At 49.1% G+C, this 20,643-nt stretch carries 19 protein-coding genes and 3 riboswitches; of the genes, 9 read left to right on the top strand and 10 right to left on the bottom strand.

The genetic code is table 11. From position 1 onward, the window contains the following. The first annotated feature begins 122 nt into the window (after window positions 1-122). The 8 genes from ASG02_RS13280 to treC all read left to right on the top strand — a co-directional run bounded on the left by ASG02_RS13280 (window position 123) and on the right by treC (window position 8,628). The gene (locus ASG02_RS13280) at window positions 123-491 is read left to right on the top strand and encodes a GntR family transcriptional regulator (RefSeq protein WP_035410669.1); all 369 of its coding nucleotides are present in this window, start codon (window positions 123-125) and stop codon (window positions 489-491) included. Further along, window positions 485-1,351 (top strand): ATP-binding cassette domain-containing protein, encoded by an 867-nt coding sequence (locus tag ASG02_RS13275; protein WP_035410673.1) that lies wholly within the window; start codon window positions 485-487, stop codon window positions 1,349-1,351. The genes ASG02_RS13280 and ASG02_RS13275 overlap by 7 nt, the downstream gene beginning before the upstream one ends. Continuing rightward, window positions 1,344-2,321 (top strand): hypothetical protein, encoded by a 978-nt coding sequence (locus ASG02_RS13270; RefSeq protein WP_056064176.1) that lies wholly within the window; start codon window positions 1,344-1,346, stop codon window positions 2,319-2,321. Before ASG02_RS13275 ends, ASG02_RS13270 begins: the two co-directional genes overlap by 8 nt. A gap of 169 nt (window positions 2,322-2,490) precedes the next feature. Continuing rightward, window positions 2,491-3,849 (top strand): alkaline phosphatase, encoded by a 1,359-nt coding sequence (locus ASG02_RS13265; RefSeq protein WP_056064171.1) that lies wholly within the window; start codon window positions 2,491-2,493, stop codon window positions 3,847-3,849. A gap of 11 nt (window positions 3,850-3,860) precedes the next feature. Continuing rightward, window positions 3,861-4,508, top strand: coding sequence for a DUF4352 domain-containing protein (locus ASG02_RS13260; RefSeq protein ID WP_056064168.1), 648 nt, complete (start codon window positions 3,861-3,863; stop codon window positions 4,506-4,508). 128 nt (window positions 4,509-4,636) lie between these two features. Continuing rightward, window positions 4,637-5,344 carry a trehalose operon repressor gene (gene treR / locus ASG02_RS13255; protein WP_056064166.1) on the top strand — a complete coding sequence of 236 codons (708 nt, stop codon included), beginning with the start codon at window positions 4,637-4,639 and terminating at the stop codon, window positions 5,342-5,344. A gap of 182 nt (window positions 5,345-5,526) precedes the next feature. Then, window positions 5,527-6,966, top strand: a complete 1,440-nt coding sequence (gene treP, locus ASG02_RS13250; RefSeq protein WP_056064163.1) for a PTS system trehalose-specific EIIBC component — start codon at window positions 5,527-5,529, stop codon at window positions 6,964-6,966. A gap of 21 nt (window positions 6,967-6,987) precedes the next feature. Continuing rightward, entirely contained in the window at window positions 6,988-8,628 is a 1,641-nt protein-coding gene (gene treC, locus ASG02_RS13245) for an alpha,alpha-phosphotrehalase (protein ID WP_200934386.1), read from the top strand. A 237-nt stretch (window positions 8,629-8,865) separates the two neighbouring features. On the opposite strand, the gene ASG02_RS13240 is transcribed toward treC, so the two are convergent. The 10 genes from ASG02_RS13240 to ASG02_RS13195 form a co-directional block, all read right to left on the bottom strand. Next, on the bottom strand, window positions 8,866-10,224 hold the full coding sequence (locus ASG02_RS13240) for a sodium:alanine symporter family protein (protein ID WP_056064159.1): 1,359 nt from the start codon (window positions 10,222-10,224) through the stop codon (window positions 8,866-8,868). Window positions 10,225-10,655: 431 nt separating this feature from the next. Then, complete coding sequence (locus ASG02_RS13235) at window positions 10,656-11,477, bottom strand: DUF6612 family protein (RefSeq protein ID WP_035410693.1); 822 nt, start codon at window positions 11,475-11,477, stop codon at window positions 10,656-10,658. Window positions 11,478-11,689: 212 nt separating this feature from the next. After that, on the bottom strand, window positions 11,690-12,148 hold the full coding sequence (gene ribE / locus ASG02_RS13230; RefSeq protein ID WP_035395821.1) for a 6,7-dimethyl-8-ribityllumazine synthase: 459 nt from the start codon (window positions 12,146-12,148) through the stop codon (window positions 11,690-11,692). Further along, complete coding sequence (locus tag ASG02_RS13225) at window positions 12,145-13,335, bottom strand: bifunctional 3,4-dihydroxy-2-butanone-4-phosphate synthase/GTP cyclohydrolase II (protein WP_056064156.1); 1,191 nt, start codon at window positions 13,333-13,335, stop codon at window positions 12,145-12,147. The genes ribE (ASG02_RS13230) and ASG02_RS13225 overlap by 4 nt, the downstream gene beginning before the upstream one ends. Continuing rightward, window positions 13,335-13,961: a riboflavin synthase gene (gene ribE / locus ASG02_RS13220; RefSeq protein ID WP_056064153.1), complete on the bottom strand. Its 627-nt coding sequence runs from the start codon at window positions 13,959-13,961 to the stop codon at window positions 13,335-13,337. The genes ASG02_RS13225 and ribE (ASG02_RS13220) overlap by 1 nt, the downstream gene beginning before the upstream one ends. Next, on the bottom strand, window positions 13,946-14,986 hold the full coding sequence (ribD, locus tag ASG02_RS13215) for a bifunctional diaminohydroxyphosphoribosylaminopyrimidine deaminase/5-amino-6-(5-phosphoribosylamino)uracil reductase RibD (protein ID WP_056064150.1): 1,041 nt from the start codon (window positions 14,984-14,986) through the stop codon (window positions 13,946-13,948). The genes ribE (ASG02_RS13220) and ribD overlap by 16 nt, the downstream gene beginning before the upstream one ends. A gap of 158 nt (window positions 14,987-15,144) precedes the next feature. Then, window positions 15,145-15,289: riboswitch (FMN riboswitch) on the bottom strand. Window positions 15,290-15,472: 183 nt separating this feature from the next. Beyond that, on the bottom strand, window positions 15,473-16,678 hold the full coding sequence (locus tag ASG02_RS13210; protein ID WP_056064147.1) for a M20 family metallopeptidase: 1,206 nt from the start codon (window positions 16,676-16,678) through the stop codon (window positions 15,473-15,475). Between the two features lie 22 nt (window positions 16,679-16,700). Next, on the bottom strand, window positions 16,701-17,519 hold the full coding sequence (locus tag ASG02_RS13205; protein ID WP_056064144.1) for a MetQ/NlpA family ABC transporter substrate-binding protein: 819 nt from the start codon (window positions 17,517-17,519) through the stop codon (window positions 16,701-16,703). 19 nt (window positions 17,520-17,538) lie between these two features. After that, window positions 17,539-18,189, bottom strand: coding sequence for a methionine ABC transporter permease (locus tag ASG02_RS13200; RefSeq protein ID WP_023469541.1), 651 nt, complete (start codon window positions 18,187-18,189; stop codon window positions 17,539-17,541). Then, window positions 18,179-19,207, bottom strand: a complete 1,029-nt coding sequence (locus ASG02_RS13195) for a methionine ABC transporter ATP-binding protein (protein WP_035410710.1) — start codon at window positions 19,205-19,207, stop codon at window positions 18,179-18,181. The genes ASG02_RS13200 and ASG02_RS13195 overlap by 11 nt, the downstream gene beginning before the upstream one ends. Window positions 19,208-19,293: 86 nt before the next feature. Then, window positions 19,294-19,397: riboswitch (SAM riboswitch) on the bottom strand. 249 nt (window positions 19,398-19,646) lie between these two features. Further along, window positions 19,647-19,748: riboswitch (SAM riboswitch) on the top strand. A gap of 67 nt (window positions 19,749-19,815) precedes the next feature. On the opposite strand from ASG02_RS13195, the gene ASG02_RS13190 reads away from it, so the two are divergent. Beyond that, a complete protein-coding gene (locus tag ASG02_RS13190) occupies window positions 19,816-20,574 on the top strand; it encodes a carboxylesterase (protein ID WP_069201499.1) in 759 nt (252 codons plus the stop codon). Window positions 20,575-20,643 lie beyond the last annotated feature (69 nt).

The following is a 20,643-nucleotide window of genomic DNA, read 5'->3' as shown; positions in this document are numbered from 1 at the left end:
AGTATAGCAAATATTGCGATCGATGGCGTCATCGTCTTCTTGAAAAGAAACGTTGACAGACGGGTTTTAAATTCCTATAATTGGTGTATTAATTGAATTAGTACACTTAAGGAGGTGAAGAAATGTTCACCGTTGATCCGAAAAGTCCGTTACCGATCTATGAACAGTTGGTCGCTCAAATCATCCGCTCGATTGCCCGTGGTCTACTCCGCTCTGGCGAACAGATGCCATCCGTCCGTGAACTTGCTGGTACACTTCTTGTCAATCCGAACACTGTCTCCCGCGCCTATCAGGAACTCGAGAGCCGCAACTTCATCGTCACGATGCGCGGCAAAGGATCCTTCATCTCAGATATTCCACTTCATGAAGTCAAGAAAGCCGCCATTCAAGATCCACTCATTCGTCTTTGTTCCGTCGCCGACGAACTCTCCATTTCAAACGAAGAACTCTATCAACTCATCTTACACATTAGGGAGGATTCCTCATGTTGACCGTTTCTCATCTAACGAAACAAATTGACCGTACCATGATTTATGAAAATGCATCCTTTACTCTACCAGCAGGAACGATTACTGCGTTGATCGGGCGTAATGGTGCCGGAAAAACGACATTACTGAAAACACTTGTCGGTGCTCTTGAGCCAACGCGCGGAAAAGTTGAATGGAATGGCGAGTCGATCCACCACGTCCCGAAGACACGCGAGCACCTTTTCCTCGTTCCGGATTCTGTTTCCGTCTATCGCCAGATGACACTCGGCGAACTGATCAACTTCTACAATGCGTTCTATCCGAACTTCGAGAAAACGTACATCGAAAACTATTGTCGTTCGTCAAACCTCGATCGCGGACGTCGCGTGACGTCATTATCCAAAGGACAAGCTCAGTTGTTCCTTCTTCAACTTGCGTTCGCGACGAATGCTCCGGTCCTCTTACTGGATGAACCAACAGACGGACTCGATCGAATCAACAAACGAGATTACTTAAAGCAGCTTGTCTCGTTACTTGCGGAGCGCCAAACTGCCGTCTTGATCGCCTCACACCAACTCGAAGAGCTTGATTCACTCGCTGACCGTGTCATGACGATCGAAAAGCATCTCGTCCGTGAACCCAAAGCACTCGACGACGCCAAAGCCAGCATGCAGAAATGGCAAGTCGTCTATGAGGACGTTCCGGAATTATCACACGCTGATCTTCACGTCTTATCCCAAACAGGTCGGGTCGTGACATTGCTCGTCTTATCCGATGCAGGCGCGCAGTATCTTGAAACGACGAACCCCTTGTTAAAAGATGCTTTGCCAGTGCAGATGGAAGATTACTTCTTAGGGACATTTGGAGGGAAACGACATGGTTAAGCAATTGATCCGTTATCATATCAAACAAGGCATCTGGCCGCTCGCTTGTTTCATTCTGCTTGCGATCTTCAGCTATGGGTTCGGCAGTTATACCGTCATCAATGAGTTCGAGAAATACGAGGCGTCTCAGCAACCTGCTCTACTCAACACCGTACTCGTCAGTCCCTTTTTCGCCGGATTCGCAGCGATTCTCATTGCTGTCTTCGCGATCCTGATGCTCGGTTCCGAGCGCGGGAGTGGTCGCAGCCTGATTTTGCACGCGTTACCGTTTCCGAAGGTCTGGTTGTTCTGGATCAAATGGGCGATTGGCGTCGTAACACTGATCGTGTTTCCGATCATCGGCTTCTTCGTCAGCTGGTTGTTGTTGCAAGCGTTCGGCGGTATCAATCCGTTTGATTACGTCACGTGGTCGTCACTCTTCCAAGATTTTGGTCTTTTCCTTCTATTTGATGTGACGATTTTGACGATCTTCTTATTCGCCGGAACAATCGCTGGTGATATCATCGGACAACTGTTGCTCGGCACGTTCTTCTTGTTCTTGAACTACTTCACGTATTTCAGCATCTACGCCGTCGCCCTGCTCGGTTTTGGCGTGACCTACGAGGAGTTAGACAAGCCGACAAGTTTCCTGATGACGATCACGACACCCTTCGCACTCTTTTTCGAAAGTAATGTCGATCTGAATCTAACATATCCCGTCTTGTTCTGTTTAGCTTTGACGATTGCCTTACTCTTCTTTGGTAGCCGCCTATATATCCGCGGAGCGAACGAACGACTCGGTCGGTTCACCATTTTCCCGAAACTACATCCAGCACTGATCATCACGTTCTCGATCTACACGACGATCCTGCTCGCAGGAATCATTGGTCTGATTTCATCCGAGAACCAGTTCCTGTACTGGCTCGCGATCGTCATTCTCGCATGGCCGACGTTCAGTTCCTACCGTCGGATGATCGGATGGAGTCGCTAATCTATACACAAGTAGCCCTTCTGAGATGATTTTTCAGAAGGGCTATTCGTTTGTCATCGTTTCTTCACAAACCTTTACAGACGGTCCATATGGATTTCATATTTTCTGCGTAAGGTTGTGTTTGTAGGTCGTAGCGCCATAACCCATTACCTTTTGAGGAGGAATCCCTATGAAACTAAAACGTCTGATCCCGATTTTTGCCTTATCGACCCTTTCCCTGAGTACGATGATTTCGATGCCGGAAGCCGAAGCGAAAGCCAAACATACTCACTCACCCGAAATCCGGAACGTCATCTTCCTGATTGGTGACGGCATGGGTGTCTCATACACGTCTGCACACCGTTACTTAAAGAACGATCCTTCGACGACGACGGCTGAAAAAACAGCCTTTGATCCCTATCTCGTCGGTCAACAGATGACGTATCCGGAAGATGCGAAGGAGAATATCACCGATTCCGCCTCTGCCGCGACAGCGATGTCCTCTGGTGTGAAAACGTACAATGCAGCGATTGCGGTCGATAATGATAAATCGGAAGTCAAGACCGTCCTTGAAGCAGCCAAAGAACGTGGCAAGTCAACGGGACTCGTCGCGACATCGGAAATCACGCATGCAACACCTGCCTCATTCGGTGCGCATGACGAAAGTCGTAAAAACATGAATGCGATTGCAGATGACTATTTCAAAGAACGTGTGAACGGCAAACATAAGATTGATGTCATGCTCGGGGGTGGGAAATCGAACTTCGTCCGTCCAGACGTCGATTTGACGAAAGCGTTCAAGAAAGATGGCTATAGCTATGTCACTGACCTCAATCAGCTGCAAGCGGATAAAAATAAACAAGTGCTCGGATTGTTCGCAGACGGTGGATTACCTAAACGAATCGATCGCGAAAACTCAGTCCCGTCACTTGCTCAAATGACGAACGCCGCAATCAAGCGACTTGATTCGAATAAAAAAGGATTCTTCCTGATGGTCGAAGGCAGTCAAATTGACTGGGCAGGACACGACAATGATATCGTCGGTGCGATGAGTGAGATGGAAGATTTCGAACGTGCTTTTAAAGCCGCGATCGCTTTCGCGAAGAAAGATAAGCATACACTCGTCGTCGCAACAGCCGACCACTCGACTGGCGGTTACTCGATTGGTGCAGATGGCATTTACAACTGGTTCGCTGAGCCAATCAAAGCAGCGAAGAAGACACCTGACTTCATGGCGCAGCAAATCGTCGAAGGCGCGGACGTACGGAAAACGTTAATGAAGTACATCGACCAAGACAAACTCGCCTTGACGGATCAAGAAATCGACAGCGTCTCTCGCGCTGCTGAATCGAAAACATTACTCGACATCGATAATGCCATCGAAGAGATCTTCAACGAACGCTCGCATACGGGCTGGACGACAGGTGGTCATACGGGTGAAGACGTACCCGTCTATGCGTTCGGTCCTGCGAAAGACCGATTCGCTGGTCAAGTCGATAACACGGATCACGCCAAAATCATCTTCGATCTGTTGAAGGCGAAGAAATAAGGAGACGTCTCATGAAACAGATCCTTGCTACTTTGATGCTTGGGACAGTGCTCGCTGGTTGTAGCACTTCCGCATCACAAGACACACCGAAAGAACCATCGTCTGCGAAACAAGAGCAGCCGGTACTGCTTGAAAAAACAAGCGCCTATGTCCCGAACCCACAACTTCCAGATGATCGTCAGCTGACGAAAATCGATCAAACCGTGACGGACGACAAAGGCGACCTGACGTTAAAACAGTTCAAACCAGTGAATGAAACGCGGAAGATTGGTCCAATCAAGATGACGATCGAAGAAATCAAAGTCTTTCACGCCCGTCCAAGCTACGGCATGATCGATTTCTTCCATGGTTATACGCACGATGAGTCCTTTGATCTGATTAAGATACGTGTCACGATCACAAACACGAGTGACGCACCCGTCACCTTTAATCCCGTTGCTCATTTCAAACTGGATGACGAAGCGGAAAAGACACTTGAAGACGATGTCTATCTCGAATCCCTGGCAAAGACATATGCTCCGTCCGAAACTCATAGTGGTAACTTTGGATTCATCTTGGAACGCCCGGTCACATCAATCGAACTCTTGACGAGTGACGTACTCGATGAAAAACAAGCGGTCCTCCAAAAGGGTACGACGTATTCGACATCCCTTCGTTAACTACCCTTCACACTTTTGCGCTCCATCTGTTTTCCGGTTGTACCCGGACCATAGGTGGAGCTATTTTGATGCCTGTATTCGTTCCATGCTACACTAAAAGCACTATTTGAGTGCAAAGGACGGATTGTATGCCGAAATACTTAACCATTTATCATCAACTCGCACAACGGATTCAAGAAGGAACGCTTCCAGCTGACATGAAATTACCTTCTGAGACAGAATTGATGCATGAATTCGAGGCGAGTCGTGGAACGGTCCGAAAAGCGATCGATGCCCTGCAAGAGAAAGGCTTCGTCCGCAAACACCAAGGAAAGGGTGTCTTCGTTCTGTCGCAAGAAGCGATCGAGTTTCAGTTCAACGGAATCGTCAGCTTTTCGGAGGCGCATCGCCGGATGGGTCGACATGCTGTCGAGACGGATGTGCTATCATGCGAAGTGCTCTCCGCCTCTCCTGAGCTCGCTTCGTTATTGCATGTGGCACAAGGAACAGACGTAACCCGTATTGAGCGGATTCGTCAGATTGATGGCGAACGCGTCATCCGTGACATTAATCATTTCGTAACCGCACTTGTGCCCGACCTAACCGCTGACATTGCTAAAGGGTCCATCTATCATTACATCGAAGAGACACTCGGACGGCAGATCAGCTATGCGAAACGAAAGATTGAAGCGCGCCCTGCGACACGGGAAGACCAAGAACGACTTGATCTTCACGACATGACACACGTCATCGTCGTCACGAACGATACGTACTTCTATGAAGGACAACATTTCGAGCGAACGGAATCACGTCACCGCCTCGATAAATTTCAATTCACCGATATCGCACGGCGTTGAATAGATGATGATCCATGAGGGAATCCGTACATGACGGGTTCTCTCTTTTTTAACCATTTCAACTTATCTATATAAGTTCTTGACCAACTTATATAGATAAGTTAAGATAAGTGTGCGCAGATAAGAAAACGTTTTCATTTCAAAAGTGGTCGAGTACGTCACTTCCAAAAAGGAGCATCGAGATGAAACCAAACTATCGTCAGATTGCAGAGCAAATCATTGAGAAAATCGGAGGCAAGGAGAACGTTGAGCAGGCAGCTCACTGTGTCACCCGTCTTCGCTTAACGCTTAAAAATCAAGAGCTTGTCGACCAAGAAGCCTTACTTGAAGTTCCGCTCGTCAAAGGCGCGTTCTTGAACGCAGGCGTCTATCAAATCGTCATTGGTGCCGGTGATGTCGACCGGGTCTATGCTGAATTCATTCAACTGACTGGTTTGCAGGCGACAACGATTGCAGATGTTAAATCGTCAGGAGCGGCGAAAATGAACCCGTTCCAAAAGTTGATCAAAGTCTTTTCCGACGTCTTCATGCCCATCATCCCGGCGATCATCGTCGCTGGTCTCTTAATGGGGATCAATAACCTGTTTGGTATCGAATTCGGTGGCAAGACGATGATTGATCGTTATCCGAATCTACAAGGATTATGGGACCTGATCAATATGATGGCAAATACCGCTTTCGTCTTCCTCCCGGCACTCGTCGGCTGGTCGGCAACGAAACGCTTCGGTGGAAGTGAGATCCTCGGAATCGTCATGGGTCTAATGCTTGTTCACCCTGATCTCTTAAACGCTTGGAATTACGGACAGAGCGCTTTAAAAGGTGAAATTCCGACGTTCAACATCCTCGGTCTGTTTGAAATCGAAAAAGTCGGCTATCAAGGACAAATTCTCCCGGTGCTCGCAGCCGCTTATGTCCTTAGTACGATTGAACGCTGGCTCAAAAAACGCGTACCGAACGCCATCCAATTACTCGTCGTACCGATTACGACGATCACATTAACGGGCTTCCTTGCCCTTGCCGTCATCGGACCGGTCACACGTCAAGTCGGTGACTGGATCACGATTGGTGTCGTCAATACGTTCGAAGCTGTTCCGTTACTCGGTGCCTTATTATTCGGTGCACTCTACGCACCGCTCGTCATCACCGGCATGCATCACATGTTCATCGCCGTCGACTTACAGTTGATCGGACAAAGCGGAACGACGTTTATCTGGCCGATGATCGCGATCTCGAACATCGCCCAAGGTTCAGCAACGCTTGCGATGCTTTTCCTCGCGAAAAACGTCAACGATAAGAACATGGCGTCGACGTCGGCCCTATCCGCTTACTTTGGGATCACGGAACCAGCGATGTTCGGGGTTAATCTTCGATTCAAATATCCGTTTTATGCGGCACTCGTCGGATCAGCAATCGCGTCTGCCTTCATCGCAGTCAGCGGTGTCCTTGCTCCTGCAATCGGTGTCGGTGGCTTACCTGCTTTCATCTCGATCGTACCTGGGTCGATTCTATCGTTCATTGTCGGCATGGTAATCGCAATTATCGTTCCTATTGCCTGTACGTTCCTGTTCCACTATGTCTCAACGAAACGCGCAAAAAAAGCCGCACTGAACAAAGCGGCGTAATTTCAGAAAGGTGTGTATCTGATGATCACGACAACCGATTGGCGCAAATCCGCCGTTTATCAAATCTATCCGAAGAGTTTTTATAGTCCGGAGGGCAAAGCGACCGGTACATTGCGCGGGGTCACGGCCAAACTCGATTATCTGGCGGATCTTGGTGTCGATTACCTGTGGTTGACGCCGGTCTATGCCTCACCGCAAAACGATAATGGATATGATGTCAGTGACTATTACGCAATCGATCCCTCGTATGGAACGATGGATGATTTCGAGATGTTACTCGCAGAAACAAAACGACGTGGTCTGTCGGTCATGATGGATATCGTCGTCAATCACTGCTCGACGTCACATATTTGGTTTGAAGAAGGACGTCATCCAGACAGTTCCTATCACGATTACTTCATTTGGCGCGAGACGCCGAACGACTGGGTATCGAAGTTCGGCGGTCCTGCTTGGTCATTTGATGAGGTAGCTGGTAAGTACTACTTGCACCTGTTCGACAAGACGCAAGCGGACCTGAACTGGGAAAATCCCCGACTCCGGGAAGACGTTTACGCGATGATGCGCTTTTGGCGCGATAAAGGGGTCAGCGGCTTCCGACTCGACGTCATTAACTTGATCTCGAAGACGCCAGGGCTTCCCAATGATCCCGAGGGAGACGGACGTGCGTACTATACGGACGGACCAAACATTCATGACTACTTGCAAGAGATGAACGCATCCGTTTTTGCCGGACACGATCTCTTGACGGTCGGTGAGATGTCGTCGACGTCGCTTGAACATTGTCTTCAATATTCTTCGCTCGAAAATCAAGAACTGAAGATGACGTTCAACTTCCATCACTTGAAGGTCGATTATCCGAACGGTGAGAAATGGACGGCTGCACCGTTTGACTTCAAGCAGTTGAAACAAATTTTCTCCGACTGGCAAACTGGCATGAACGGACAAGCATGGAACGCGATTTTTTGGTGTAACCATGACCAACCCCGCGTCGTCAGCCGGTTTGGTGACGACGTCGCGTATCGTGTTGAGAGTGCAAAGATGCTCGCGACAACGCTTCATGGCTTGCAAGGTACACCGTATATTTACCAAGGAGAAGAGATCGGAATGCCGAATCCGGACTTCACGAATCTGTCCGACTACCGTGATGTCGAGACATTGAATGCCTATCAAGAAGCACGGACCAACGGCGTATCGGAAGAAGCAATTCTCGCTGCGATCCGTCAAAAATCACGCGATAACGCGCGGACACCGATGCCTTGGTCGGACGCCGTCAACGGTGGCTTTAGTACAAGTGAGCCATGGATCCCGGTCTCGCCGACGTACGATCAAATCAATGTCGAGGCTGCTGTCGCAGACCCTAATTCAGTCTATCATCATTACAAACGGTTGATTCAACTCCGCAAACAGTATGACGTGCTCACGAACGGTTCATACCGGCTGTTGACACCGGACGATCCATCACTCTGGGCGTACGAACGCGCAACGAGTGAAGAAGAATTACTCGTCGTCTCGAATTTCTACGGAACGGACACGACGTTCACGTTACCTCATGACGGATCGGACTATACGGTGTTGCTTCATAATTATCAGCAGATGCAGACAGAGGGGTACACTTTAACGTTACGACCTTATGAATCACTGATGCTTTATCGTAAAAAGTGATTGAATGAGACGGAGCACACGCAAAAAAGAGAAGGTTGGTTTCCAAGGGATACCCTAGAAACCAATCTTCTCTTTCGTTGAATAGATATAGAATGTGAATGCCTATTCCTCGACTCCTACAGGAAAAGAAAGCATGGTACATTCTTTTGTCAGGGAAAGCGAGGATGGCAAAGTCATTCGTTTTCAAAAATGATTTTTAAGCACTAGTTCCTTCCGAGTCTTTCATTTTCGCATGTTCTACGAAACTTTCCGATTCGCTTCTTCTCGTCTCAACTGTTCGCGGAACAGTCGTGTCTCAGCAATGACGACACCGGACAATCCAATCAAACCGATTAAGTTCGGAATCGCCATCAATCCATTGAAGACATCGGAAATCGCCCAGACCATGTTCAAGTTCGTCGTCATCGCACCCGCTCCGGCGACTAAGACGAACAGGATACGGTATGGGAGAATCGATTTTTGACCGAATAGATAATAGATTGATTTTTCGCCATAATACGACCAGCCAAGAACAGTCGAATAAGCAAACATGACGAGTCCAATCGTGACGATGTATTTTCCGGCAGGACCGAGGAAGACCTCGAAGCTTGCTGTCGTCAATTCAACGCCTTGTAACTTCGTATCAAGTTGTCCTCCCATGACGAGCGTCAAACCTGTGATCGAACAGACGACCAATGTATCTAAAAACACCTGCGTCATCGAAACGAGCGCTTGACGTCCTGGGAAGTCCGTTTTCGCTGCAGCGGCTGCAATCGGTGCTGAACCAAGACCCGCTTCATTTGAGAAGACACCACGCGCGACACCATAACGAATCGCCGCCCCGATCGCGCCACCCGTAATTGCTTCGCTTGAGAACGTGCTGCTGAAGATCGTCGAAATCGCACCTGGAATCAAGTCATAGTTCATGACGAGAATCAGTAATCCACTTCCAACATAGAAGAAAATCATAAACGGAACAAACAAACTGACAACTTTTCCGATTGATTTGACCCCACCAAGAATGACGACGCCTGTCAGTACCATCAATACGATCCCCGTCACGTAAAGTGGCACATCGAACGTTGATTTCATCGCGAGGGCGACCGAATTCGTCTGGACCCCGTTCCCGATCCCGAACGCAGCGATTGAAGCGAATGCGGCAAACAAGACACCCAGCCATTTCTGCTTCAGCCCACGCTCGAGATAATACATTGGCCCCCCTGCCATCTGTCCATTTTCATCAACGACACGGTACTTGACGGCAAGGATTGCTTCCGCATACTTCGTCGCCATCCCGAATAGACCGGACAACCACATCCAAACGATCGCACCCGGTCCGCCGAGGACGACGGCGGTTGCGACACCAACGATATTCCCCGTACCGACGGTCGCAGCCAGTGCCGTCATCAATGCTTGAAAGTGACTGATGTCGCCTTCCGACTTATCGTCCTGATGCTTTGAAAACGCGAGCTTCAGCGCATACGGTAGTTTGGTAATTTGAATGAATCCTAAGCGAATCGTCAAGTAAATCCCCGTACCGACCAACAGAATAAGTAACGGTGGTCCCCAAACAAGATTGGACACCGTACTGATCCAGTCACTAAATGAATTTCCCATTCATGTTACCTCCCTTTATGAAATATGTAGTTCTTTACCATTTTTTCAGAATTTACTGATAATTGTCAAACTATTTTTTTATGAAACTGGAGTGTTCAGTGTAATCTTTATTATCTTGATTTTATAATCGATCTTCGGTCCTCTTCGCCAACTGCAGGCAAAACCTACGAACTTGCCACTCAAGACGATCGAACATTTGAATGCCGCGTCCGGTGAGGTGCTGTCCTTCATCGATACGAAAGTCGTCAATGACAATGATTTATTCGAAGCTATCTCGATTCAATACTAGAATGACGCTCAAGCATTCCGCGATATGCACGAACAGATTTCCGTCAGTCAAAAACAGACGGAAGCACCAAAAGAAGTTCTTCGTCAGTTCCAAGTCTCAAAAAAGTCCCCTTATCTTCATGGAAGAGAGGGGACTTCGATGTTTATTGTGCTGCACCTGTGAGCGGTTGTGCATCTTTTGCTTCCGCAGGTAATTTGATTTCGCTGATCTCATTGAATTTCGAGAACGTCGACTCGTTCTTCATATTGAACTCGGTATCTTTTTCAATCGCAAACACCATGTCCATATCGAGTGATTTCGGATAGAATGTTTTCGCATCATACGTCATCGTGTAATTCATTTTCTTGTAATCGATGCTGTCCATCGCATCTTTCATCTGTGCCATCTGTCCTGTCTGCTCGAGCGAATCCTTCATGAATGCTTTGAGGTCGTCCCCTTTTAGTTTGACGTCGATTTGATAAACGTCACCCTCTTTTTTGGCGGTCCAGTTGTCTTTGTACTTTTTCAGTAGCTTGAGATTTTGATCCGTCGATGCCGATGACTCCATCGCCTCAACCATATCACCTAGCTCCGAGACATCTTGAACGAGCCATTGTCCGTTTTGCGATAGATACATCTTATCGTCGACGATATAGCTCTCGATCGACATGTCCTTACCGTCCTGTGGATTTTTCATCGTCATCGTCTGATGCATCGTAAGCGGCTTCTGGATGATATCGGCTGATACCTTCTGATCCACTGCCATCTCACCTGCTTTTGAATTGACTGTCCCTTCCATGTGGAACGATTTAATATCTTTTTGAGCGGCTGTCGCTTTATTCAGTAATTCCGTATTCGAGAGTTCCCCCGACTTCGTCGAACCAGACCCACTGCCACTACCCGAATCCGTCTGCCCATCTTGACATCCAGCTAGTCCAATCGATGCTGCGACGATTCCAGCTGCTACCCACCTTGTTTTCTTCATATTCATTTCCTCCTTTATACGCGTTACCCTGATTTACGAAAAACATTGGAAAATGTTTCAAAGTTTCTTTATTACCTCATTACCGTTCTTCTTCAAAACAAATCCTCATATTTCAAATCTACTATTCTTTTTTTGAAATTTGATTTATCACCTGCAAAATGTCCACAAAAAAATAGGATGACGGAAACTTCCGTCACCCTATCCTTATTTCGTTAGATCGTGCGTAAAAGATTCGCCATCTCAATCGCGGAAACGGCAGCTTCGTAGCCTTTATTTCCAGCTTTCGTACCGGCACGTTCGACCGCTTGCTCGATCGAATCCGTCGTCAGGACACCGAAGATGATGGGTACGCCTGTATCACGCGACGCACTCGCGACACCTTTCGCGACTTCGTTACAGACATAGTCATAGTGTGATGTTGCTCCGCGGATGACGGCACCCAGTGTGATGACCGCATCATACTTACCGCTTTTCGCTAACTTTTCCGCAACGAGTGGAATTTCAAATGCTCCAGGAACCCATGCTGTATCCACAGCATCCGCCGCAACACCGTGACGACGGAACGCGTCGTTTGCTCCTCCGACGAGTTTTGATGTGATCAATTCATTAAAACGTGCTGCGACGATTGCGACGCGTAGTCCTTCTCCTGTTAAGAAACCTTCGTAAATCATGATGTGTGTCCTCCTTGGATATCGAGCCAGTGCCCGAGTTTCGTTTGTTTTGTTTTCAGATAACGCTGATTTTCCGGTTCAACGGGTACTTGATGGGGAATACGTTCGATGACTTCAATCCCCTCTTGCTCGAGCACCCGTTGTTTGTCTGGATTGTTCGTCATCAAGCGAATCTTCGTCACGCCAAGATCACGCAACATGTTGGCCGCGACCGTATAATCACGCATGTCTGTCGGATAACCGAGTGCATGGTTCGCTTCGACTGTATCGAGTCCTTGTTCCTGCAACTCGTACGCTTTCAACTTCGCCATCAGACCGATGCCGCGTCCTTCCTGACGTAGATACAAGACGGCTCCACCTTCTCGTTCGATTCGCTCAAGTGCCGCATCGAGTTGTGGACCACAATCGCAACGTTTCGAACCGAAGACATCCCCTGTCAGACATTCCGAGTGCAGACGGACGAGCATCCCATCGTGCGCTTCACCGGATAAGACGGCGACATGTTCTTTTTTATCTTGCGTCGTATAGCCGACCATCCGAAAGGCTCCGAATGTCGTCGGAAGCAACACTTCCGCTTCCCGAGTCAATGGACGCTCGAGATACGCGACGAGTGCCTCGATCGTGATCAGTTTTAAGTCGTGTTCTTCCTTATAGAGAAGCAAATCATCCACCCGTGCCATCGTGCCATCTTCCTTGATGATTTCACAAATGACGGCAATCTCATCGCTACCGGCAAGACGGGCAAGGTCAACACCTGCTTCCGTATGTCCGCGTCGTTCCCGAACACCGCCCTCTTTTGCGATCAACGGGAAGATGTGACCCGGTCGTTTGAAGCGCTCCGGTCCATCCGTCAGCATCCGCTGGATCGTCAGCGAACGCTCTTCGGCACTGATACCGGTCTTCGCTTCTTCATGATCAATGCTGAGCGTGAATGCCGTACCGTGCGGGTCCGTATTATTGTCCGTCATCGGCGAGAGATGTAATCGCTCTGCCACATGTGGACTAACCGGAACACAGACGAGTCCTTTTCCATACGTAATCATGAAGTTGATGTTTTCTGGTGTCGCGTGTTCTGCGAGCATGACGAGATCGCCCTCATTCTCACGATCCTCGTCATCACAGACGATAATCGGTCGTCCGTTCTTCAAATCTTCTATCGCGTCTTCAATCAAGTCGAATCCGTTCATTACATGTCGCCTCCTAAGAATGCTGCCCAGTCCGTCTGTTTCTCATGTTGCGTGAAATGATAGAGATGTTTCGCCATCATGTCACACTCGATATTGACGACTGCGCCGCTTGCCAATCGATCAAACGTCGTCACTTGACGGGAATGCGGAATCAATGAAATCGAGATCGTTTCCGAGGTGACGCGTTGCAAGGTCAGGCTCGTGCCGTTGATCGCGATTGATCCTTTTGGAATGCAATACTTTTGCCACGATCCGACATCAAACGTATACACCATCGCTTCTCCGTCCGGTCGCCGACTGATTAGTCGTGCCGTCCCGTCGATATGCCCACTGACGAAATGTCCACCGAACCGACCGTCTGCCGGCATCGCCCGTTCGAGTTGCAACGGGTTTCCGACCCGGTACGTGCCGAGTGCTGTCGAACGAATCGTGTCATGGACAGCATCCGCCGTAAAACCGGTTGGGCTCATTGACGTGACCGTCAAACAAATCCCGTCGACGGCGATGCTGTCACCAATCTTCGTTCCTTCGAGCACCCGGTGCGCTTCAATTTCAAGTGCTAATCCATTCGGTCGCGGAATCTTTCGTTTTAAGGTCCCGACTTCTTCAATCAATCCGGTGAACATATCGTCTCCTCCTTTCGGATGTACGTCAGATGGAGATCCGGTCCGACCATTTCAATCTGATCGATTTGAAAACGTTCTTCGATATCATGTCGTCCGTTCCAGGCAGTCCCTTCAAAAATCGACGGGGCTTGGTAGACTTCAATCCGATCGACGAGATCTGCTTCAAAGAATGTGGCTTGAATCGTCGGTCCACCTTCAATCAAAACGCTGCGGATGTCTTGTTCGTATAAGCGTTTAAGAATCGCTTCCGGCGTCTCATATTCACCGACGAGCACCGTCACTTGATCATGACTTATCCGAGGAACACTCGTCAGCCAGTACGTTGGATTTTTCCCATCGCAAAAGACTTGCGCGGTCTCTGGCACCCGACCACGGCGATCGACGATTACTCGAATCGGCTCGATGCCTGACACTGCGCGTAAAGTCAGTGCTGGATCATCGACGAGCACCGTTTCACTTCCGACGAGGATCGCATCATGGCGACCACGCAGGGCGCGACCATTCGCGCGTGCTTCTTCTGACGTGATCCAGCGCTGTTCCCCCGTTGCCGCGATCCCGTTCATCGTCTGAGCGATTTTGACGGTCACGGTCGGACGTTTCCGTTCGATCGTTTTCCAAAATGTCTCGTAGAGGACTTCCGCTTCATGCCGTAACAAGCCGACTTCGACTTCGATTCCCGCGTCTTGAAGCCGTTTGATCCCTGAACCAGCGACAATCGCATGTTTGTCTTCCGTTGCGACGAAAACCCGTTTGATCCCGGCTTGTAGAATCGCTTCCGTACATGGTGGTGTCTTACCATGATGGTTGCATGGCTCAAGCGTCACGTAGAGATCAGCACCACGGGCGGCCTCTCCTGCCATTCGCAAGGCTTCGACTTCCGCGTGCGGACCACCGGCAAACCGGTGCGCACCAAAACCGATGATGCGTCCTTGTTTGACGATGACACAGCCGACACTTGGATTCGGACTTGTTTGTCCGTTTAACATATGTGCTAATTGCATGGCATAACTCATCATCTGTGACATCGCGTTCACTCCTTTCAAATAAAAAAGACGCCCCTTGAAAAAGGGGCGTCTGTATAGAAGGGTTCACGAAATACACGGTTCGCCTTCTGCTTTTTCGCATGCAGAAAGAGACCATCTCCTGAAAACATTTTTTCAGAAAACAGCTTGAATCGCGTCGTTTCGTTCTTCTCCCATCCGGACTTTACCGTCGGCCCTGGAATCTCACCAAGTCAGCCATGATGCGTACATCACGGGTCGCGGGCTCGTCGATCGATCGATCGCATCACCGCCGGTTGGGATTTTCACCCTACCCCGAAGAACTGGATTATTGAGTTATACAACTTTAGCCTAGCATATCTTTTTCAAGAAAACAAAGCGCAAATGTTTCGGTATTGGCTCTTTTATGATTTCGTTCCACTTCTGTTACCCCTCCCCAATTCGTGATCTATTGGATACTAAAAATGACTGGAGCACCTGATATCAGTGCGTCCAGTCATTGTGTTCCGGTTACAAATACCCGTTCTTCCGGTCGTGGAATTCTTGGGCAATCGCTCCGCGTGTCCGTTCATCAGCGAGGACGCGAAGTGCTGTCCGTGCGAGGATTTTAGCGCCTGCGATCAACGCTTCATCCCCCGCTTCCGAACGGGCTGCTTCTTTGAATGCTTCTGTATGGGCGACGAGATCGTCCGAACCAATCTTGATATACGGATGGATTGTCGGGATGACTTGACTGATGTTACCCGCGTCCGTCGATCCAAGACCCGGTCGTTCGTCGAGGTGCACGATTTGCCCAAGCGCCTCTGCTTCTTCTTGGAAGAGACGATCAAACGTCCGGTTGAAGACAAGATTGTCGACTTCATTTTGGAAAGCGATGACGTCAAGCGTCGCCCCGGTCGCAAGTGCCGCACCTTGCGCGACCGCTTTGACTTTCTCCGTGACGGCATTCAGCCGTTCCCGTGTCGTCGCCCGAATGAAGAAACGTGCTTTTGCGTATTCCGGAATGATGTTCGGCGCATCGCCACCATGCGTGATGATCCCGTGGATCCGGACATCGTCCGGTAACTGCTGACGTAAGGCGTTGATTCCATTGAAGAGCTGAATGACAGCGTCGAGAGCGTTGATACCTTCTTCCGGTGTCGCCGCTGCGTGCGCGGGACGACCCGTAAAGGCAAAATCGAGCGGATCGACCGCAAGCGAGGACCCCGTGATCCGCGTTTGTCCGGACGGGTGGACCATCAAGGCCGCATCGATTCCTTCAAGCAACTGGTGTTTGACGAAACTGCCTTTCGCACTTCCGTTCGGCCCACCTTCTTCGGCTGGCGTTCCAAGCACGACGACACTCCCACCGACTTCATCAAGCACTTTGCTGAGCGCAATCGCCGCTGCGACACTCGTCGTTCCGATGATATTATGACCGCATGCGTGTCCGATGCCCGGCAACGCATCGTACTCAGCGAGAAAGGCAATTGTCGCGCCAGGTCGGTCGCTTGACTTCTTCGCGAAGAATGCGGTCTCGTGCCCTGCGACGCCGAGTTCTACTGTAAAGCCTTCTGCCGTCAAACGCTCTGCATGTAGTCGCGAAGCAAAGAATTCCTCGTTACCGATTTCCGGCGTCGCATGAATCCGGTGGCTCGTCTCAAGATACGATTCCCGTTTTTGTTCGATGTCCTGCTCAATCGTCTCTACCCATGTCGTGCGTACTGGTGTCGTCATGCTATCCACTCTCCTTTAGAATTTATTCGCCGATTTCGCTTAGTGGAACGAACGTCGGGATCGAGCTACCTTTATATTCTTTTTTGATGAAAGCCGCGACATCTTTTTGTTGGTAAAGCGACGCGATCTTTTTTAGTTCTTTTTTGTTCTTGTCTTCCGTCCGTGTCGCGATGATGTTGATGTATGGTTTTGCTGTCTCGTTCTCATGGACGATCGAGTCCTTGATCGGATTTAGTCCTGCGTCAACAGCAATACCGTTATTGATGATCGATGCAGCGACGTCCGGTAAGACGCGTGGCGTTTGTCCAGCGACGATCGGAACGATTTTCAGTTTCTTCGGATTTTCAACGATCTTATCGACCGATCCATTGCCGTCGAAGTCGTCCGGTAATTTGATCAAACCTGCTTCTTGTAGTAACAAGAAGGCACGTCCCATGTTCGTCGCTTCGTTCGGAACAGCGATTTTGCCACCGACTGGAATATCTTTGACGTCCTTATATTTATCTGAGTAAATGCCCATCGGTGCAATGACGGTCGTCGCAATCGGCGACAGCTTCAAATTATGTTCCTTCTTGAAGGCGTTGAAGTAGGAAATCGTCTGGAAAGCATTGGCGTCGATCTCACCCTCAGCCAGTGCCATGTTCGGCTGGACATAATCGGAGAACTTGACGAGCTCGATTTTGATGCCCTCCTTTTCCGCTTTTTTCGCGACGTAATCCCACACTTGAGTGTCTGAACCACTGACCCCGAGCTTGATCGTCTTTTCTTCTTCTCCTGATGCTGAGCACCCGGCAAATAAAATCGTCGTTAATGTTGCCCCAATCGCTACTGCTTTTTTCATGGCTGAATCGCTCCCTTGATTAATGTCTTCTGATTTTTCGTGCGACGATGTTGCCTGTCGTCTGTAAGCCTTGGACTAAGATAACGAGAATCCCGACCGTGATGATCATGACTTTCGTGTCGAACCGTTGATAACCGTACGTAATTGCTAAGTCACCCAGTCCACCACCACCGATGGCACCTGCCATCGCTGATGCCCCGATCAAGCCAACTGTTGCAATCGTTAAATTAAGGATTAGTGAACCGAGTGCTTCCGGCAGAAGGAAGCGGAAAATCGTTTGGAATGGCGTCGCCCCCATCGCTTCTGCTGCCTCAAGGACACCTTTGTCGACTTCAAGTAAGGAACTCTCGATCAGCCGTGCCATATAAGGGGCGGCATAAAAGACGAGTGGAACGATGGCGGCTTCTGTTCCGATCGACGTCTGGACGATCAACCGTGTCAACGGGATGATCGCAACAAGTAAGATGATGAACGGAATTGAACGGAAGATATTGACGATACTGTTGAAGAATGTGAACAGCGGGACGTTCTCGAGCAATGCCCCTTTTCGGGTGACGACGAGCAGGATGCCGAGTGGTAAACCGATCAAAGTCGAAAATAATAACGACACTGACACCATCGTCATCGTCTGCAAAAATGCTGTCCAGATATCACTGTAGTTAACTAGCATCAGCAAGCACCTCCTCGACGGTCACCTGTGCCTGATCGATGTACTGTAAGGCCCGTTTTACTTCGATCGTTTCACCGATCAGTTCAACAAGTAATGTACCGAACGGTGTTTCCTGTAACTCCGTGATGCTACCGTGCAGGATGTTAACATCGACGTCGAAGCGTTTTGCGACTTGCGACAAGAGTGGTTGCCCGGTGTGATGTCCGAGAAAATGAATCTTATAGATCGGATGCGCATTCCGTGACTCGATCAACTGACGAATTGATGCCGGAATTTCATCATGCATGACGGAGCGGACGAAGTTTTTCGCTGTCTCGGTCTGCGGATTCGAAAAGACATCAAAGACTGTTCCTGACTCGATCAGCTTCCCGGCTTCGATGACGGCGACCCGGTCACAAATCTCCCGGATGACACCCATCTCATGGGTGATCAAGAGAATCGTAATCCCGTATTCCGCATTGATGCGTTTTAATAACTGGAGAATATGATGTGTCGTCTGAGGATCGAGTGCTGACGTCGCTTCGTCACATAAGAGGACGGATGGTTGCGTCGCTAGTGCCCGGGCGATGCCGACACGTTGCTTTTGTCCGCCGGATAATTGATCCGGGTAATGATCCGCCTTGTCTGCGAGATCGACGAATTCGAGTAATTCCGTCACCCGGCGACGAATCTCGTCTTTCTTGACACCTGCGAGAACGAGTGGTTTCGCAACGTTCGTAAAGACCGTGTTTGCATTCAATAGATTGAAGTGTTGAAAGATCATCCCGATCCGCTGTTTCGCTTGGCGTAATTTTTTTGGTGATAGTTGTGTTAAATCTTCTCCGTCGACCGTCACTGTTCCTGACGTCGGTCGTTCTAACAGGTTGACGCAGCGGAGCAATGAACTTTTCCCGGCACCGCTAAAGCCGATGACACCGAAGATTTCGCCTTTCTCGATCGTCAGGTCGACACCGTCGAGTGCTGCGATCGTCTGATCCTTCGTCACGTACGTTTTTTTGACTTGATGAAATGCAATCATTCCGTTTTCCCCCTTCATTCAACAAAAAAGGTCCCTTCTTGAGAAACAAGAAGAGACCTGGATCCGCACAGTGGCAGAATCCACTCCACTCATCTCTCAGACATCTGTCTGATGGAATTGGCACAGTGCTCATAATGAGTCTGTTGCCGAGGTTTCGTAGGGCCAGTCCCTCCACCTCTCTGGATAAGTATTGCGGTATGAAATTCGTATGTGTGTTGTTGCGTTATTGCTTATGTCGTAAAACTAATTTTTACATTACGGGTCGAACCTTTAAAAGTCAACCAACTTTGCAAAAATAATCCATTTGGCGCATATCGATTGAGTCATAAGTTATGAGTTAGCTGAAAGAACAAATCACGATTCGTCCAGAACGATTTGACAAGGCATTTTCGGTCGTGCTACCATCGTTTCAATGATTAATCCGACAATTCCAATATGATATTTATCAAGAGTGAACGAGAGACCTGGCTCTATGACTTCACGGCAACCTGCAATCTGTAAGGTGCTCCGACCAGCAAAGCGCGGCTTTGGATGATACGGTGAAAAACTCGTGGGCGTCCAAGCAGTGACGTTGACGAGTTTTTTTCACGAATGGAGGAAAAATAGTAATGATGAACTATCCTGTATTGACTGGTGCTGAAGCATTTTATCTTCAAGGTGGACCGATCGGCATTTTAATCTGTCATGGTTTTAATGCGACCCCGCAAAGTGTTCGGGACGTCGGTGAGGCATTTGCTGCTAAAGGATTCACTGTCTATGCTCCACGTTTGCGTGGTCACGGGACGAACGTCCGTGAGTTCGAACAATCGACTGCTCGATGTTGGAAGCAGAGCCTGCAAGACGGCTATGCACGTTTACAAGAAACATGCGATCAAGTCTTCGTCATCGGTCAATCGATGGGCGCGACGCTCGCACTATCGCTCGCCGCTGACGGGATTCCATTTTCAGGCATCGTTACGATCAATGCCGCTCTCTCCGTTCCGTCTTATGAAGCACTGTCGTTTGAAGATGGTCCACAGTACCTACCTGAAGGGGCACCGGATATCAAACGGTCTGCTTTCGAAATCATCTATGACCTCGTTCCGAGTCGTTGTGCATTCGAACTCGTCCGCTTGATGGATGAGACGAAAGGACGCCTTGGATCGATCCTTCTACCGACATTGATTCTTTACTCGGCGACCGATCACGTCGTTCCGCCGTCGAGCTCGGATTACCTGCATCAGCATATCGGGACGAATGATAAAAGAAGCTACTGTCTCCTTAACTCGTACCACGTCGCGACCCTCGATCATGATCAGGATTTGATCGTGCGTGAGACGATTCGTTTCATCGAACGCTCGAGCCGTGTCTCACAGGAAACGGGATAATAAAAAAACAGCTATTCGTCTTCACTTAGAAGCGAACAGCTGTTACATCAAAGGACGACCATCATCGGT

The organism is Exiguobacterium sp. Leaf196, from assembly GCF_001423965.1.
GTDB lineage: Bacteria > Bacillota > Bacilli > Exiguobacteriales > Exiguobacteriaceae > Exiguobacterium_A.
This window is presented reverse-complemented; position numbering and strand designations above follow the sequence as displayed.